The sequence below is a fragment of the Bacteroides helcogenes P 36-108 genome (genome assembly GCF_000186225.1).
In the GTDB taxonomy this organism is placed as follows: Bacteria; Bacteroidota; Bacteroidia; order Bacteroidales; family Bacteroidaceae; genus Bacteroides; species Bacteroides helcogenes.
Window position 1 is genome coordinate 659,478 of the sequence record NC_014933.1, and the last position, 18,326, is coordinate 677,803.

11 protein-coding genes are annotated in these 18,326 nt (G+C 48.6%); 9 read left to right on the plus strand and 2 right to left on the minus strand.

The annotated features are described in order from the left end of the window. The first annotated feature begins 102 nt into the window (after nucleotides 1–102). The 7 genes from BACHE_RS02540 (at nucleotide 103) to BACHE_RS02570 (ending at nucleotide 12,881) form a co-directional block, all read left to right on the plus strand. Nucleotides 103–1,725, plus strand: coding sequence for a tetratricopeptide repeat protein (locus tag BACHE_RS02540; RefSeq protein ID WP_013546138.1), 1,623 nt, complete (start codon nucleotides 103–105; stop codon nucleotides 1,723–1,725). Nucleotides 1,726–1,997: 272 nt separating this feature from the next. Further along, a complete protein-coding gene (locus BACHE_RS02545; RefSeq protein WP_013546139.1) occupies nucleotides 1,998–5,168 on the plus strand; it encodes a SusC/RagA family TonB-linked outer membrane protein in 3,171 nt (1,056 codons plus the stop codon). Between the two features lie 23 nt (nucleotides 5,169–5,191). Further along, the gene (locus BACHE_RS02550; RefSeq protein ID WP_013546140.1) at nucleotides 5,192–6,703 is read left to right on the plus strand and encodes a RagB/SusD family nutrient uptake outer membrane protein; all 1,512 of its coding nucleotides are present in this window, start codon (nucleotides 5,192–5,194) and stop codon (nucleotides 6,701–6,703) included. 133 nt (nucleotides 6,704–6,836) lie between these two features. Further along, on the plus strand, nucleotides 6,837–7,115 hold the full coding sequence (locus BACHE_RS02555; RefSeq protein WP_013546141.1) for a LysO family transporter: 279 nt from the start codon (nucleotides 6,837–6,839) through the stop codon (nucleotides 7,113–7,115). Then, entirely contained in the window at nucleotides 7,112–7,717 is a 606-nt protein-coding gene (locus BACHE_RS02560; RefSeq protein ID WP_013546142.1) for a LysO family transporter, read from the plus strand. Before BACHE_RS02555 ends, BACHE_RS02560 begins: the two co-directional genes overlap by 4 nt. 11 nt (nucleotides 7,718–7,728) lie before the next feature. Then, nucleotides 7,729–10,881 (plus strand): beta-galactosidase, LacZ type, encoded by a 3,153-nt coding sequence (gene lacZ, locus BACHE_RS02565; RefSeq protein ID WP_013546143.1) that lies wholly within the window; start codon nucleotides 7,729–7,731, stop codon nucleotides 10,879–10,881. A gap of 59 nt (nucleotides 10,882–10,940) precedes the next feature. After that, nucleotides 10,941–12,881 carry an MGH1-like glycoside hydrolase domain-containing protein gene (locus tag BACHE_RS02570; RefSeq protein WP_013546144.1) on the plus strand — a complete coding sequence of 647 codons (1,941 nt, stop codon included), beginning with the start codon at nucleotides 10,941–10,943 and terminating at the stop codon, nucleotides 12,879–12,881. A 122-nt stretch (nucleotides 12,882–13,003) separates the two neighbouring features. Here BACHE_RS02570 and BACHE_RS02575 read toward each other — a convergent pair whose 3' ends face one another. Then, complete coding sequence (locus BACHE_RS02575; protein WP_013546145.1) at nucleotides 13,004–15,205, minus strand: sodium-translocating pyrophosphatase; 2,202 nt, start codon at nucleotides 15,203–15,205, stop codon at nucleotides 13,004–13,006. 125 nt (nucleotides 15,206–15,330) lie between these two features. After that, nucleotides 15,331–15,651: a heavy metal-binding domain-containing protein gene (locus tag BACHE_RS02580; RefSeq protein WP_013546146.1), complete on the minus strand. Its 321-nt coding sequence runs from the start codon at nucleotides 15,649–15,651 to the stop codon at nucleotides 15,331–15,333. 142 nt (nucleotides 15,652–15,793) lie between these two features. Between BACHE_RS02580 and BACHE_RS02585 the strand changes: the two genes are divergently transcribed. Then, nucleotides 15,794–17,152 (plus strand): alpha-L-fucosidase, encoded by a 1,359-nt coding sequence (locus BACHE_RS02585; protein WP_013546147.1) that lies wholly within the window; start codon nucleotides 15,794–15,796, stop codon nucleotides 17,150–17,152. A gap of 21 nt (nucleotides 17,153–17,173) precedes the next feature. Next, nucleotides 17,174–18,280 (plus strand): carbohydrate-binding family 9-like protein, encoded by a 1,107-nt coding sequence (locus tag BACHE_RS02590; RefSeq protein ID WP_013546148.1) that lies wholly within the window; start codon nucleotides 17,174–17,176, stop codon nucleotides 18,278–18,280. Nucleotides 18,281–18,326 lie beyond the last annotated feature (46 nt).

Here is an 18,326-nt window from a genome sequence, read left to right on the forward strand (position 1 = left end):
TTGCCCGCAGTCGTACCGACAGGCCTTGCAAAGATAAATCTTTTCGGAAGCAAACTTCACCATATCGAGGGAAATAATTAAATTTGCAAAAACAACGAGACTATGAAGAAAGCCTTACACCTGCTGCTTTTATGCCTTCTGCCTGCAACCCTTTCTTTGGAGGCACAAGACAGGAGGCAAATCCAAGAGTTGATAGGACAGAGCCAAAAATACTTGTATAACAATCCCAAACAAGCATCCTACTACGCCGCACAAGCCGCTGCGTTATTCACTGACGACACGCCGGATGAAGCGCATGCCGAAGCCATGCTTCTATATTGCCAGGCAGAACAGTTACTCGGTAACTTCGACCTGAGCATCAAAAACCTGTATGACACCCGGAAACTCATCAGCCCCGCCAACAAGCAACAAACAGCCCAATTGCATTCTCTGATGGGGCGTATATACAGCAAACTGGGAGATTACAACAAAGCAATTGAACTGAACGATAAAGCTACCTCTGTCTTTAAATCCATAGGGGATTCGGCTTCCGTAGCCGGATGCTACAACGAACGGGGAGTGATGCATCACTTCATGAACGAGTTTCCAGTAGCCGAACAATTCTTCCGCCGGGCATTGGCCATCAACCGCGCCCAAAGGAACCTCAGAGAAATAGCGACAAACCTGAACAACCTCTGCCTCTACCAAGGAGACGCAGAAGAAAAACTGTCCTTTATCAAAGAAGCAATCGCCATAAATAAGAATCTGGATGCCCAATGGTCATTAGGAGAAAATTATAACAACATGGCAAAGCAGTATTACTACTCCCGACAATACGACAAAGCATTGGAAGCGCTGCACACCGCCTACGAATATGCCCGCAACATAGGCGCCCGCGAACTGACCTGCGACAATTACGAGTATGCGTCTATGATATATGCAGCCATAGGAGACTATGCCCAGGCCTACCGATATCTGGACAAGATGTATGCCCTCAGCAAAGAACTGCAAGGCAACAATAAACTGCGCAACATCGAACAGGAAATATCCTACAAAGAAATCCAGGACCAGAAACACGCCACCGAAAGCCGGGAGCAGATTTATAAAATAGAACTGCTGAAACGTAACTTATGGCTGCTGGGCAGCGTACTTGTGCTGGGAGTGGCTTTCGGCATCTTCCTTTACAAATGGTATAAACGCCGCAAGGATCTGCAACTTATGGAAACAAGATACCGTCTGGAACTCTCGGAACGGGAAGTGTCCGAACTGCAACTTCATCAGCAGGAACTCGAACTGCAAAATGTACAAAACGCCTTGAAAGACAGCCGTCAGGAAGCCACCAGCTTCGCTGTATTCCTGAGAAGCCGCAACGAACTTTTGGACAAGATACGCGACATGGTGAAAGAGGGTTACAAGATGGATACACAGAATCTGGTTCCCCATCTCAGGAAAATCAACGCCTTCATCAGCCAGTGCCAGAACGGAGACAAGAGCAACAGTACCCTGCTACTGAATATTGAAGACAAAAACAACGAATTCCTGCAAAGGCTCGTATCCATACACCCCAAGCTGACACAAGGTGAAAAGTATCTCGCCACGCTGCTAAGAGTTAACCTTTCCACAAAAGAAATTTCCATGCTGACGGGCACAACTCCCAAGACCATTAACATGAACCGCTATCGCCTGCGCAAATCCCTGAACTTATCTTCAGAAGAAGACCTGACAGACTATCTGCAAAACATCTGATCATCACAGTGTCATGTCCGTACGAAATGACATAAGATTATACATACAATAATCCCTCCTCACTGTCTGACAAAAGTAGCGGTTTGTAGATACAACATCCTTTTCTATTTGCTGATAAATAGTGATTTACAAAATAATTTGTAGATCAGAAAGACACCGTGATCCCTTGTTTGTAGTTCATTTATAGACCGCTATTTTTAGCTGTTGCAGAAATAACCTCCTAACTTAGCATTTTGAAAAACCAAAAATATTAACCTTAAAAACTTATTCAGATGAATAAAAGTAATTATTTGAAAGAAAGAGTAAGTCAGCTACTCTTGCTCTTTGCTTTTATGCTTCCCGCAGGTGCATGGGCACAAACCATACAACTGACAGGAACTGTAACCGATACGACTGGCGAAACCGTTATTGGCGCAAGTGTTTTGGAAAAGGGAACAACAAATGGAGTCATTACAGACACAAGCGGCAATTTCGCCCTCAACGTTTCTCCCAATGCCACAATAATCATCTCCTATGTGGGATATTCCACTCAAGCAATTCCTTTGAACGGACGTAAGAATCTGAAGATCATCCTGAAAGAAGATACAGAAATGCTGGATGAAGTCGTTGTTATAGGCTATGGAACCATGAAAAAGAGCGACATGACCGGTGCTATTTCATCTGTCAATGTCGAAGAACTTTCTAAACGTACAACTACCAATCCGGCAGAAGCCCTGCAGGGTAAAATAGCCGGCGTAAACATTATGAAATCGGGCGGCAACGCCGGTGCAGGCGTACAAGTAAAAATTCGTGGTGTAAAAACATTCGGTGACAATGAGCCTCTCTATATCATTGATGGTTTTCCCGGTGATATCAATGCTGTTAATCCACAGGATATTCAAGCAATGGAAGTCCTGAAAGATGGCGCCGCCGCTGCTATCTATGGTTCGGTTGCTGCTAATGGCGTCATCATCGTGACTACCAAAAACGGTAAGAAAGGCGAAACAAAAATAGATTTCAGCGCGTATGCAAGTATGACGAACGTGGCGAAGAAGCTTGATCTTCTGGATGCGGATCAATACAAAAAAGTACATACACAGATGTATGAGAACTGGAACTCTCATGTGACAAACCATAAATCACAATATGACCCGAAAGGAAACGGCGCATGGAAAAAGCAACTGTTGGAACTGGAACCTTACATGACTAAAAATACCGGTATCGACACAGACTGGCAAGACGCTATGATGCGTACAGGCTTTTCCCAAAACTATATGTTCAGCGTCAGGGGCGGCAGTGAAAATGCCCAGTACTCCGTTTCATACAATCATGCCGACGATAAAGGCATTTTCCTGGGCAATGACTATCGTCAGGACAATGCCCGCCTGAAATTGCACATGAACAAATATATCTTTGACATTGACGCCAACATGGCATTTAAGTTCACGGACAGCAAACAACCTGAATACCAACTAAAAGAAATGTATATGATTTCTCCATTGGTTCCCATTTATAATGAAAACGAAGAATATGGCTTCGGGCTGACTAATTTCGATAACTTGCCGAATAACCGCAATGTCATGGCTGACCAATATTATGAAAAATCCACAGACAAACGTTATCATACCACAGCCAACATTGCCCTGACCGCCAATTTCACCAAATGGTTGAGTTTCAAGACAAGCTATGCCTACCGTGGCGAACATCAACGCCAAACCTACCATACCCCGGCTTATATTGCCGATGTAAAAGCCAAACGCGACTATCCATATCACAGTGAAACCACATCTTATTGGGAAGAACACGTATGGGAGAATGTACTGAGTTTCAATAAAGATTTCGGTAAACATTCTGTCAATGCAGTAGCGGGTACATCGACCATGGCACGCAGATACACGTGGAATTCCGTCGGAGTAGAGGGCAAGACAACTACTTATAAAGTGGAAGACGGACAGTTGGTAATCGGCGAACAACCGGGCGGTTTTCTTGATCCGAGTTTCTCTACGATCGGTGCGGGGGCCGGTGGAACTTTTGATGGTGACGGAAGCAAATGGGATTACAGACGAGTGTCTTTCTTCGGCCGCGTAAACTATAACTACAACAACCGCTATCTGCTCCAGGCAACCGTACGCTCCGACGGTTCTTCCAAATTCGGCGCCGACAATCGCTGGGGTTTCTTTCCATCGGTAGCCATAGGTTGGAGAATCAGTGAAGAAGAGTTCTTTCCCAAAGATATTGTGTTGAATAACCTGAAACTACGTGCCAGTTGGGGACGTCTGGGCAATGAGAATGCATTGGGATATTATGATTTCCTTGCCTTGATTTCCACCTATAATACCAAGTACCAGGGGTATGTAAGGGGCAACGGCGATAATGCATGGGCAGGAAGCATTGCACGCGGGCTTGAAAACCGGTCGCTAAAATGGGAAACCACAGACACAAAGAATATCGGACTCGACTTCGGATTCTTTGACAACAGGCTGACGGGAGCCATGAACTACTATTATAACCAGACAGAGGAACTGTTGATAACCAAAGCACTCCCACCCTCTGCGGGTATGAACAATCCAATCCTGAATGTGGGTAAAATCCGTAATTCCGGTGTAGAGTTTGAAGTAAATTGGGCCGATGCAAAAGGCGGCTTCGATTATAACATAGGCATGAACTTCAGCACAACGGACAACAAGGTAGTGGAACTGGCAGATAAAGGGCAGGTTCTCTACGGCGAAGGGCTGAAATACGGAACAGAGCATTTTCCCACCCAAACCCGTGTAGGCAGGCCTATCGGTGCTTTTTATCTCTATAAAACCAATGGATTGTTCCAGAGTGATGCCGAAGCCCGTCAATATGTCAATGCAGACGGGAAAGAATACCAGCCTTTTGCGGATGGCGGTGACATTCGCTTCGCAGACGTGAACGGAGATGGAAGCATAGATGATGACGATAAAGTATATTGCGGTTCGGGTATCCCCACGCTGGAAGTCAACCTCAACTTCTCGGCCGGTTACAAAGGCTTTGACCTTTCCGTGGTTTTGGGCAGTGCATGGGGACATAAGATTTATAACGGTAACAAATATTTCTATGAAGGAATGAACTCCGGCTCCAACTTCCTGACCTCCTCGCTGAACGCTTGGACACCTCAGAACACGGGTACAGATGTTCCCCGTGCCATATTTAATGATCCGAACGGCAACCTGAAAGAATCCGACCGTTTCATAGAGAAAGGCGATTTCATTAGACTCCGTCAGGCACAATTAGGCTATACACTGCCTAAAGCACTGATGAAAAAGGTATTCATCGAAAAACTACGCTTCTACGTAAGTGGCGAAAACCTTTTCACAATTACCGGTTACGATGGAATAGACCCTGAATTCTCACGTGCAAGTGTACTGAACACCGGCATAGACAAACTGATTTATCCATTTACCCGTTCATTCACCTTGGGCGCCCAACTTACATTCTAACCTATTTTTAATACCATACAAAAATGAAAAAAGTAATATATATAGCCAGCCTTTGCTTCGCATCGCTCTGCATGAGTTCTTGCGACGATTATCTTACTCTGGAGTCTCCCGACCAACTGACTTCCGGAAGTTTCTGGCGCAATGAGAGTGACGCACAAGCCGGCATCTCGGCCGCTTATTCGCAATTGGAGTATTACATCGACACATGGGAGTTTGCCGAAGTAAAATGGCCGGTGGAAGCCTACCGCGAAGACATCATCAACATGGGGAATGATGCCCGCAACTATCCCAACTGGCTGGAGCTGTACAGTTTCACATATACAAACGGTAACTCACAGTTCAGCAATTACTGGTGGAACAACTACAAAGGAGCCAGCTTTGCCAATCAGGTAATAGAGAAAGTGGCGGCAATGCCTGAAGGAAGTATTTCCCCCTCCATCCGCACGCAGATTATAAATGAAGCTTATTTCCTGCGCGCCTATTATCATCTAAAACTTCTTTTGAACTGGAAAGAAATCATCATCAGGGATAAATACATCACCAGCCAGGCAGAACTGAACAAAGGGCTTTCTTCACGCCCTGATACCTGGGACTTCATTATAGAAGACCTGAAGAAAGCCACTGCACTTCCTCCCTCTTACGACAACGACAACATAGGTCGTGCCACCGCCGGGGCAGCAAATGCTTATTTAGGTTTCGCTTACTTAACGCGTGCCTATGAAGAACCTGAAAAGAAACCGGAATACCTGAATGCCGCACTTGCCGCACTGAACAGCGTCACCGGCTACGGACTGGTAAAGAAATTCTCAAGTATGTTTGACGGCAGTAATAAAAACAACAAGGAGTCTGTTTTTGAATTACAGACTTCCATGAGCAGTGCAAATGGTGCAAACTACCGCACACAACTCCATCGCTGGATAGGTGTATCGGAACTTAAGGGATGGGATGAAATCCTGCCAAGCAACACCTTGATGGAGGAATTCAAAAAAGAAGGTAAAACAGCAACGACCGGACGCTATGACTCACGCCTGTACGAGAGTGTTTTCTTCCAATGCGACTACTTCAACGATGGAAACGGCAGAGTTTACGGACGCAACTACGACGATTGGTTCAAATCAGACAGACCGGCTTTCCGCAAATTCATGCCGACAGACTATGAAGGGCTGAACAATAACTATTGCGCCATTAACATCCCCCTGATGAGATATGCCAACGTGTTATTGATGAAAGCCGAAATTCTGAATGAACAAGGACATCCCGAACAGGCCATCCCTCTGATCAATGAAATCAGAAGCGCACATGGCGACATGCCCGCCATGACAGGAACATCACAAGACGAAGTACGCGCACAAATCGAGCACGAACGGATGATTGAGTTCCCACTGGAAAACTGGCGATGGTACGATTTACGCCGTTGGGGCAAACTGGCTACGGCTCTGGCAAATGCCGGACGTGCCGGATTTGACGAAACAAAGAACTCTTTCTACCCGGTTCCATTGACCGAAATCAACGCCAACGATCAAATAGACAAATAAATTCTCTCTTTACAGAAAAGGCAAGGCGGCACTTGCCCGCAAGCAATGCCGTCTTGTCTAACTTTAAAATGCTTGAGCTTTTGCACGAAGAAGATAGGTTTACGCTATCTTTGCCACCAAAAACAACATAAATATGTTTACAATCATCGGACTGATGCTCACGGGAATGCTGCTGGGCTACTTCTTACGGAGACGAAACTTAAACGGAATTCACAAAGCCATCACTGTGCTTATCTGGCTACTTCTTTTCATACTCGGAATAGAAGTGGGAGGAAACGAACAAATCATCAAAGGACTTCACACCATCGGGCTGGAAGCCGTGATCCTGACCATAGGCGGAACGCTGGGAAGTGTCATTGCAGCTTGGGGACTCTGGAAAGCCTTGTACAAAAAAGAAGGAGGACAGGCATGAAAGGAAGTCTTGTCATAATATGTTTTTTTATATCAGGCGCACTTTGCGGAGCTTACAAGCTGATACCCATCAATGCCGTAACGGACAACAAAATCAGTTTCTATGCCCTGTGTGCACTAATGTTCAGCGTCGGGCTGAGTGTCGGTAATGATCCCCGGACATTGAAGAATTTCCGTTCTCTCAATCCAAGGCTGATATTCCTGCCCGCCATGACCATTATGGGAACATTGGCAGGTTCCGCCGCCGTCAGTCTGATCCTGACACACCGATCCTTAACAGATTGCCTGGCGATCGGTTCGGGATTCGGTTATTACTCACTCTCAAGCATCTTCATCACAGAATACAAGGGAGCCGAATTAGGTACGATTGCTTTGCTTGCCAACATAAGCCGTGAGATACTGACATTACTGGGCGCTCCACTGTTGGTACGCTGGTTCGGCAATCTTGCGCCTATTTCGGCAGGAGGAGCCACAACGATGGACACAACACTGCCCATCATTACCCAGACAGCCGGACAGCAGTTTGTGGTAGTTTCCATTTTCCACGGCTTTGTGGTCGATTTCAGTGTTCCGTTCCTTGTGACTTTATTTTGTTCATTGTAAAAACGATTATCATGAAAACCAAACTTTATACAATCTTTCTGACTTCATTATTCTGTACAAGCGCTTTGGCCGACAAGGAACCTTGGCAAAACCCACAAGTGAACGAAATAAACAGAGAGCCGATGCATGCACACTTTATCCCATTCACGAATGAGGCCAATGCCATGAAACAGCGTTCCCTGCCCGCCGATATGCGATTCTGCGTAAACCCTGCAACAGAACGCCGCATCTCGCTGAATGGAATATGGAAGTTCCTACTTTCCAAGAATAACGAACTATGCCCCAAAGACTTCCAAAAACCGGGATATAACACCCGTAAATGGAATAAGATAGAAGTGCCCGGAAGCTGGGAACTGCAAGGATTCGACGCACCCATCTACACGGACACCCGATACCCTTTCCCCGCCGATCCGCCACATGTACCGACCGACTATAATCCTGTGGGAGCCTACATCCGTGAGTTCACCGTTCCAGCGGGCTGGGAAGGTATGGATATCTTCCTTGATTTCGAAGGAGTGGAATCCGCCTATTATGTATGGATAAATGGAAAGCTTGCCGGATATGCGGAAGACAGCCGCCTGCCGTCTCATTTCAACATCACCGGTCTGCTGAAGAAAGGAAGCAACAAACTGGCCGTAAAGGTTTTCCGTTACAGTGACGGTTCCTACCTCGAAGGGCAGGACTACTGGAAATACAGCGGCATCGAACGCAACGTCTATCTGTATGCCCGCCCCCAAAGCCGTGTCAAGGACTTCCACCTGACTGCCGGGCTGACAAACGATTACAAAGATGGTGAACTGAAACTTGATGTATTCCTCCATCAGCCCAAAGCCGGAGAAACGGTAGTAGTGAAAGTTCTGGACGAAGGCAAGCCCATCTACACTCAAAAGAAGACAATAACTTCGCCCAACGACACCTTGTTCACCACACAGCAAATCTTTCCCGACGCACGCACATGGAATGCCGAGACTCCCAATACATATACATTGGTAGTCAGTACCTTCAACGCACAGGGAAAGCCTCTGGAATCTTTCACACACCTTTTGGGTTTCCGTTCGGTAGAAATGAGTAACGGAATGCAGATGATTAACGGAAAACCGGTACTATTCAAAGGAGTGAACCGGCACGAACATGATCCCCACAAGGGGCGTACCATCGACGTGGCTTCCATGATACGCGACATCCGATTAATGAAACAATTCAACCTGAACGGAGTACGCAACTGCCACTACCCCAATTGTCCCGAATGGTACGAGCTGTGCACAGAATTCGGTCTGTATATGATAGACGAAGCCAACATCGAGAGCCACGGCATGATGGATCACAAGGATGGTACACTTGCCAATTATCCGGATTGGGAACTCCCCTTCATGCAACGCATGAGCCGCATGATTGCCCGTGACCGCAACTGTTCCGCCATCGTTACCTGGTCTTTAGGAAACGAATCCGGCTATGGCAAGCACTTCGAGACACTGTATGACTACACCAGAAAAACGGATGCAACCCGCCCCGTACAATACGAAGGCGGTGGCTATGATGCCAAGAGTGACATCTATTGCCCGATGTATGCACGCATCTGGACGCTCCGCCGCCACATCAACCAACGCGACGCACGTCCTTTGATCATGTGCGAATATGCTCATGCTATGGGCAACAGTGTAGGAAACTTTCAGGATTACTGGGACTTGATCTACAAGTATGACCAGCTTCAGGGAGGCTTTATCTGGGATTGGGTGGACCAGACATTTGCCATCAAGGATAAAAATGGCCGGGACATCTGGGCTTTCGGCGGTGACATGGGATTCGTAGGTATCGTCAACGACTCCAATTTCTGCGCCAACGGGCTGGTAGCAGCAGACCGCACTCCGCATCCGCACATCTACGAAGTGAAGAAAGTGTTGCAATATATCCACTTTGAACCGCTTGCTTTCACTCCCAATCAAATTAAGGTTATCAACCGGCACGACTTCATCGGTCTGGAAGGATATATCCTGCGATGGACGGTAGAATGTGACGGCAAAGCGGTGAAAAGCGGTGAAATGGACTTCCCGGTCATTGCTCCGGGAAGCTCCGCCAACATTGAACTACCGTTGAAAGCATTGCCGACCGACGGCAAAGAATATTTCCTCACCCTACGTGCTTTCACCAAAAAGGAAACGCCGTCTGTACCAAAAGGACATGAAGTCGCCATCGAACAATGGCTGTTACCTTCTGTTCCGCTTGCCAAAGAAGCCTGCTCCATCAACGGAACATTGAAGGTAGAACGTGGCGGAGACTCTTTCCATATAGAAGGAGACAACTTCCATGTAGTATTCAACACACTTGACGGGCAGATTCTGACGCTGTGCTACAACGACAAGGACATGATGGAATCGGGACCACAGCCCAACTTCTGGCGCCCGCTGACCGACAACGACATTCCCAATGGACATCTGGAACGCTGCGCCATCTGGAAAACAGCCGGAGACAGTCTCAAGTTACAAGACTTTAGCGTCACCAAGGAAGAACAAATGGCTACCGTCACCGCTACCTACCGCATGGAAGCACAAGACGCAACCCTGCAAACCATCTACAAAATCCGTCCGGATGGAGCCATCCGGGTCAGCATGCACTTCATTCCCGGCAAGAAACCGTTGAATGAGATGCCCCGCTTCGGAATGCGCATGATACTTCCCGCCGAATACGAAATGATGTCCTGGTTGGGACGTGGCCCGCAAGAGAACTATGCCGACCGCAAGACCGGTGCACTGATAGGGCTATATAATGCCACAGTCTGGGAACAGTTCCATCCGTATGTACGTGCCCAAGAGACAGCCAACCACTGCGATGTACGCTGGGTGGCTCTACGTAATGCAGACGGAGAAGGCTTGCTGATTACCGGAGAAAAGCCGTTGAGCGTCAGTGCCTGGAATTTCCCGATGGAAGACCTCGAGTATCGCCCCTCACAAGTGGAACGCCGCCACGGAGGCAGCATTCTGAAGAAAGATATGGTATGGCTCAACATCGACTATCAGCAAATGGGTGTAGGCGGTGACAACACCTGGGGAGCACAAGTTCATCCCGAATATACCATCACCCCGCACGAATGGGAATACAGCTATACGCTGCAGCCACTCGGAGCTGGCGACAATGCGGCAGAACAGGCACATAGAATCCGGTTTTAATGGAAATGAAACACCCCGGTAAAGTTCAATCAGTCATACAGTATAAATTCATAAAGATTATGCAACATAAGTTTTTACATTTCATTTATCTCGCTCTGCTGGCAACAGGTATCACAGCCTGCACCCTCGACATCACGAGCACCGCGGAGAAAAGATACACCTTCAATAACATCTTGGACATTGCCTATACCCCCGACACTCTGCACCAATGCTACGGATGGTTTACGGACGCCGGTTCATGGATGGGCTTCACACTTCCCGAAAAAGGAAAATGGATAAACGGTTTCTGCGGCCCTTTCAGCCTGGATATGTCCCGACGCCAGTGGATGGCACAATCCGCCACACTTGTAAGCTTTGCCGGAAATGATCAGGCAACATTCACTCCCGACTCTACCTGCTACTACCCCGGTGAGCTGTACATGTCTGCCCACTCAACCGACGGCAATATAACGCAGCGACTCAACTTTGTGGACGCCTCTACCGCTTTGCTGCGCATCGAATCAAACAAAACGAAAGGGCTGCTCCTCACAGGCAGTCAATGGGGCAAAGGCATAACCGTCACCATAGAACAAAACTCCGTCATAGCCCGCCATCCCTGCGGTGAGAGCGTTGCGGTGACCTTCACCCCGGATGTAGAACTCACCGGATCAGAAAACAACTATACGGCACTTATCCACTCTCCCAAATACCCTGTCAACGTAGCCATCTCTTTCTTCACCTCGGAAAAAGAGATGACCGCCCGCTTGCAGAATATCTCCAATCTGCTCAACCATCCAGGAAAAGCCCTGCAAGCCAATGCTAAACGCTGGGAAGGTTACCTTACCAAGATTCTGCGCACCGACATGAAACCTGAATATGACCGTATCGCCGTAAAAGCCGTAACCACACTCATTTCCAATTGGCGCACGCACCGAGGAGGACTGCTACACGAAGGTATCATTCCAAGCCATGCGGTAGATTATTTTGTGGGATTCTGGGCATGGGACAGTTGGCGTTTCAGTGCCGGCACTGCTAAATTCGCTCCAGAACTGGCTAAGAACAACATCCGAGCCATGTTTGACTATCAACAGCCGGACGGCATGATTATAGACTGTATCTATACCGATCCGTCGGAAAATAACGCACGAGACAGCAAACCGCCCCTGGTATGCTGGGCTGTGGATGAAATCTTCACCCAAACGGGTGACACGGCCTTTGTAGCCGAAATATATCCCCAACTGCTTTCATACTACAAGTGGTGGTACAATAAACGCGACCATAATCACAACGGCATATGCGAATACGGCTCCACCGACGGCACTCTGGAAGCCGCCGCCTGGGAAAGCGGCATGGACAATGCCATCCGTTTCGATGATGCCGTCATGCTGAAGAATGAAAGCGCCGAAAATGCCTGGAGCATGGATCAGGAAAGTGTGGATCTGAACGCTTATCTGGCGCTGGAATGTAAACTGCTGAAGAAATTCTCCGGACTGCTGAACATATCTTTCGACGGTCCCGACCACAGCGACAAGGTTGCCGACCATTTCTTTGACAAGAGCATCAACTTCTTTTGTGACCGCCGTCTGAAAGATAATTCATTTATTGAAGAGCCCGGATGCGAAGCATATACCCCGCTGTGGACTGGAGTTGCTACTCAGGAGCAGGTAGATAAAATGTTACCCACGCTGCAGGACACTGCCAAATTCTCTACCTATATTCCTTTCCCCACTATCGCAGCAGACAATCCCAAGTACAATCCGCATGGTTATTGGCGCGGCCCTATCTGGCTCGACCAGACCTATTTCGCCATCCGCGGATTGCGCAATTATGGCTACAACAAGCTGGCCGACAAATATACCTTGCAGGTATTCGACCGACTGAATGGACTGAAAGAGGGAGCACCCATCCACGAAAACTACGGAACTCATACCGGAGAACGTCTGAAAGCACCTCATTTCAGTTGGAGCTCGTCACACCTGCTGATGATGTATGATGACTACGGGAAAGAAGCCGACAGATAATAACTACGGCATCAAGTTCCGTCTTCTTGCCACCACATTGGCAAGGCTTTGCCTATATAGTGGCAAAGTCTTGCCTGTATAGTGGCAACACTTTGCCAATGCATCGGCAAAGTGTCATTCTTTTAGAACAAGCTCCACGCAACGGTAAGTCCCGCCATCACAATGGCTACCATACTCATCAGCTTGATAAGGATATTCAGACTGGGGCCGGAGGTATCTTTAAACGGATCACCTACGGTATCACCCACAACCGTAGCTTTATGCACCTCACTACCCTTTCCGCCTAAGTTTCCTTCTTCCACATACTTCTTGGCATTGTCCCATGCGCCGCCCGCATTCGCCATGAAGATGGCAAGCACGAAACCGCTGCTCAATCCGCCGATAAGCAGCCCCAATACACCGGGAACGCCAAAGATGAGGCCGGTGGCAATAGGTGCGGCAATCGCTATCAGCGAAGGAACCACCATCTCGCGCTGCGCCCCTTTGGTGGAAATAGCCACGCAGCGTTCGTAATCGGGCTCCGCTTCACCCGTAAGAATACCTTTAATCTCACGGAACTGGCGGCGTACCTCGTCCACCATATGGGCGGCGGCACGTCCTACGGCGTTCATTGTCAGGCCACAAAACAGAAAAGCCATCATGCTGCCGAGAAACATGCCCGAAAGAACCTTGGGATTCATCAGCGTCACATCGTAGTGATGCATGAAGTCGAAGAACGTGGCATCTTGCACAGAGACGGATTCACCACCGGAGAAGATTTCGGTCGTACCAATACGGGTGAGGCCGATACGGATCTCTTCTATATAAGAGGCAAGCAGGGCCAATCCCGTCAGAGCGGCGGAACCGATGGCAAAGCCCTTGCCCGTGGCCGCAGTGGTATTGCCAAGAGAATCGAGCGCATCGGTACGCTTACGGACAGCCTCGCCAAGACCGGACATCTCGGCATTGCCGCCTGCATTGTCGGCGATAGGCCCGTAAGCATCTGTAGCCAGAGTGATGCCCAAGGTAGAGAGCATTCCCACGGCAGCGATACCGATACCGTAGAGTCCCATACCTACATTGGAAAAATCGAATCCCGAAGCAAACAGATAGGAAGCGATGATGCCTATCACCACCGCAATGACGGGAACTGCCGTAGAAAGCATTCCCAGCCCGATACCTGAAATAATGACGGTGGCCGGACCGGTCTTCCCACTTTCGCTCAACCTCTGCGTAGGGCGATAGGACTGGGAGGTGTAATATTCGGTGGAACGCCCGATGATGATACCTACCACCAGTCCCACAACTACGGAACAAGATATCCACATCCAGTTGTCCAGCCTCAGCAGCCAGAGGATAAAGAATGTGGCTGCCACTATCAGCACGGAACTGAGATTGGTTCCGAATGCCAACGCTTTCAGCAAGTCTCTCATCTTAGCGTCTTCAGCGGTACGCACGGAGAAAATACCGATAATGGAAAGGATAATTCCCACTGCGGCAATCAGCATCGGAGCAATAACTGCCTTGAACTGCATCAATGTGTCTCCCGAATGGATAAACGCCGCAGCGCCAAGGGCAGCGGTGGCAAGAATGGAACCGCAATAGCTCTCGTACAGGTCAGCACCCATACCCGCTACGTCACCCACATTGTCTCCCACGTTATCGGCAATGGTGGCGGGATTGCGCGGATCATCTTCGGGAATGCCGGCCTCTACTTTACCTACGAGGTCGGCGCCTACATCGGCGGCCTTTGTATAGATGCCACCGCCCACACGGGCAAACAATGCCTGCGTGGAAGCTCCCATGCCAAAGGTCAGCATCGTGGTGGTAATGATACAAAGCTTATGGGTAGGCGTCATCACATCTACAGGAATCACGGCATTGAGCAGCAGATACCAGAAAGAGATGTCGAGCAATCCCAGCCCCACTACTACCAGTCCCATCACCGCACCACTGCGGAAGGCAATGCGCAGGCCTGCATTCAGTGAACTGCGGGCTGCATTGGCCGTACGCGCCGAAGCATATGTAGCCGTCTTCATGCCCAAGAAACCGGAAAGTCCGGAGAAGAAGCCACCGGTCAGAAAGGCTACGGGAACCCAGACATTCTGCACTCCGAAGCCATAGGCCATAATAGAGAAAAGGATAACCAATCCAAGAAATACCCAGCCCACAATCTTGTATTGCTGGCGGAGATACGACATCGCCCCCTTACGCACGGCGGCTGCAATTTTAATCATCTGAGGCGTACCCTCACTCTCTTTCATCATCTCACGGTGAAAATACCAGGCAAAGCAAAGTGCCAGCATGGAAGCGGCCGGAACCAGCCAGAAAAGTAATCGGTCCATAGCATTATTCGTATTAAAAGGTTGAATGAAAGCCTAAAAATATTGATTTGAAACGAAAGATGCAAATGAATCGGCATTTTTGTGAAAAGAGAAGTACGGGTACTGAAAAACAGATGACGCATTCGTTATTCTATCGTCACGGCCGTTCCGCAAGCCGTTACCATCAGCATGCTGCCGCTGCCTCCCACTGTCTCATAGTCAAGGTCAACACCGATCACGGCATTGGCTCCCATGCGGCGGGCGTTTTCCTGCATCTCGCGCAGGGCGGTATCCTTGGCTTCGCGGAGCACTTCGTCGTAAGAGCCGCTTCGTCCGCCTACCACATCGCGGATACTGGCAAAAATATCGCGGAATACATTGGCCCCGATGATCGTTTCACCAGAAGCAATGCCATAATAACGGGTGATACGTGCACCTTCAATGGTTGGAGTTGTTGTTACTAACATGATATTCTTCTTTATTAAAAGTTATTTGTTATTGTTAGACGCATCGCACCTCTGAAAAGTTGCAGAAACTACATTTTTTTCAGAAATTTGTACCATGAGAATTATTAAGCATATTGCTATCCTTTATTTAAAGACTATGACAATGAACAGAACAAGAAAGTGGATGGCCGCCATCCTGTTACTATGCCTGGGAGGAAAGATGGCCGCGCAGTCGCCTCTGACCGGAGAAACACCCGAAGCCTACAACCAACGGATGGAATGGTTTGGGAAAGCCAAGCTGGGCATCTTTATCCATTGGGGCATCTACGCCGTGAAAGGAGTGTCGGAAAGCTGGTCGTTCTACAACGACTACCTGCCTTACGACGAATACATGAAGCAGCAGAAAGGCTTCAATGCCGGCAAGTACAACCCCAAAGAATGGGTGGAACTCATCAAGGAAAGTGGAGCGAAATATACGGTCATCACCACCAAGCACCACGACGGATTTGCCTTGTGGAACACAAAGGCCGGTAACCTGAGTGCCGTGAAATCCTCGCCTGCCAAAAGGGATCTGCTGACACCTTTTGTGGATGAAGTGCACCGCCAAGGACTACGCTTGGGTCTGTACTACTCGCTGCTGGACTGGAGCCGTGAAGACTACCCCAACAAGACCAAGACCACCAAGCGATACGACATCAGGCAAGATCCCGCCCGATGGCAATCGTTCTGTAAGTTCAATCTGAGCCAGATGAAGGAACTGAACACGGCATACAAACCTGACTTATACTGGTTTGACGGTGACTGGGAACAGTCGGCCGAAGACTGGAAATCAAAAGAAATCGTGGAACTGCTGCGCTCCACCAATCCAGAAGTCATCATCAACTCACGCATACAGGGATATGGAGACTATGCCACACCCGAACAGGGAGTGCCCGTAGTGCGTCCCAAAGACAAATACTGGGAATTGTGCTACACTATGAACGATTCTTGGGGCTACCAACACACAGACACTAACTACAAGACACCGCAAATGCTGCTACGCTCATTCGTTGACTGTCTGAGCATGGGAGGCAACATGCTACTGGACATCGGTCCGAAAGCTGACGGAACCATTCCCGCCCCGCAAGTGGAAATATTAAAGGAATTCGGCCGTTGGACTTCCAAACACAAAGAAGCCATCTACGAAACCCGTGCCGGAATACCCGCCGAACACTTCCACGGAGGATATACCACACTGAATACCACCGGTGACATTCTGTACCTCTATATCCCCAACCGCCCGAACGGCCCCCTCGAACTGAAAGGCATCTGCAACAAAGTGAACCGCGTATGGGTCGTGGGAGACGGAGCCATGCTGAACTATAAGGTTTACAACAAACTCTACTGGAGCTCAGTGCCGGGCATCGTCTATATTGACTTACCGGAACAGAATCAGGACGAACAGATAACGGTTGTTGCCGTACTCCTCGACGGCCCCATCAAACTTTACCGTGGCGAGGGACAAGTAATCTCCGTTAATTAACCCCGTAAAATAAACCACATCATGAAAAGAAGCCTTTTTCTGACATTGATCTTTCTCATGGCAATAGCCCTGAACACAACGGCACAGAGTCTGACCGAACGTTACCAGCGGTTCCTTACCAATCCCGAAGGCTACGTATGCCTGCGGACGACAGACTCCATACGCATAGACGGATGTCTGGATGAAGTTTCCTGGCAAAACGCCCCGCTTACCACCTCCTTCACGGACATCAGCGGAGAAGGATTTCCCACTCCACGCTTCAATACCCAAGCACGAATGCTTTGGGATGACAACTACCTTTACATTGCCGCCCAACTGGAAGATCCTCACGTATGGGCCAACTTGCAGCAACGGGATACCATTGTATATTACGATAACGATTTCGAAGTATTCATAGATCCCACCGGCGACGCACACAATTATTATGAAATAGAGGTGAACGCCATCGGAACCGTGTTCGATCTCTCGGTAGAAAAGCCCTACCGTTCGCCACGGCGGGGACATGTTCAGTTCCAGTGGAATTGTCCGGGACTGAAAATCGCCACCCACATTGATGGAACCGTGAACAAAGCAGATGACAAGGACAAAGGATGGACTGTGGAAATGGCCATACCCCGCAAAGCCATCGCCGCAGAATTCGACAATTATCTGAAGGCAGGCAATTACCTGCGTATCGGATTCTCACGTGTGGAATGGCAATATGAGATTGACAAAAACGGACGATACAACCGCAAAAAAGATGTACAGGGAAAGTTCTTGCCCGAAGACAACTGGACTTGGGGAGCCACCGGACAAGTAGCCATGCACATGCCCGAAAGATGGGGATATGTGTATCTGTCAGAAAAGAAAGCAGGAAATGGCAACGAGGACTTCCATTACCCTGCATCATATCCTGTGGAACGCCTGCTCTGGGCAATGTTTTATGCTCAAGAAGAACAATTTGCCAGGAACGGCCGCTATTACAGCAACCTCAAAGACTTCTGCCTGACCGAAAAGGAAGTGCGGAGCCTGCCCGAAAACAGCCACATCAAAGTGGAAGCCATCAGTCATAAATACGAAATAACCGTGACATTGCCCGACGGAAAGAGCATCAGCATCGACGAGGCAGGGCAATTGTACCGCAAATAAGTCTGACAGACAAATTATCCTGTCATACAAAACAGCAGCAGAATTA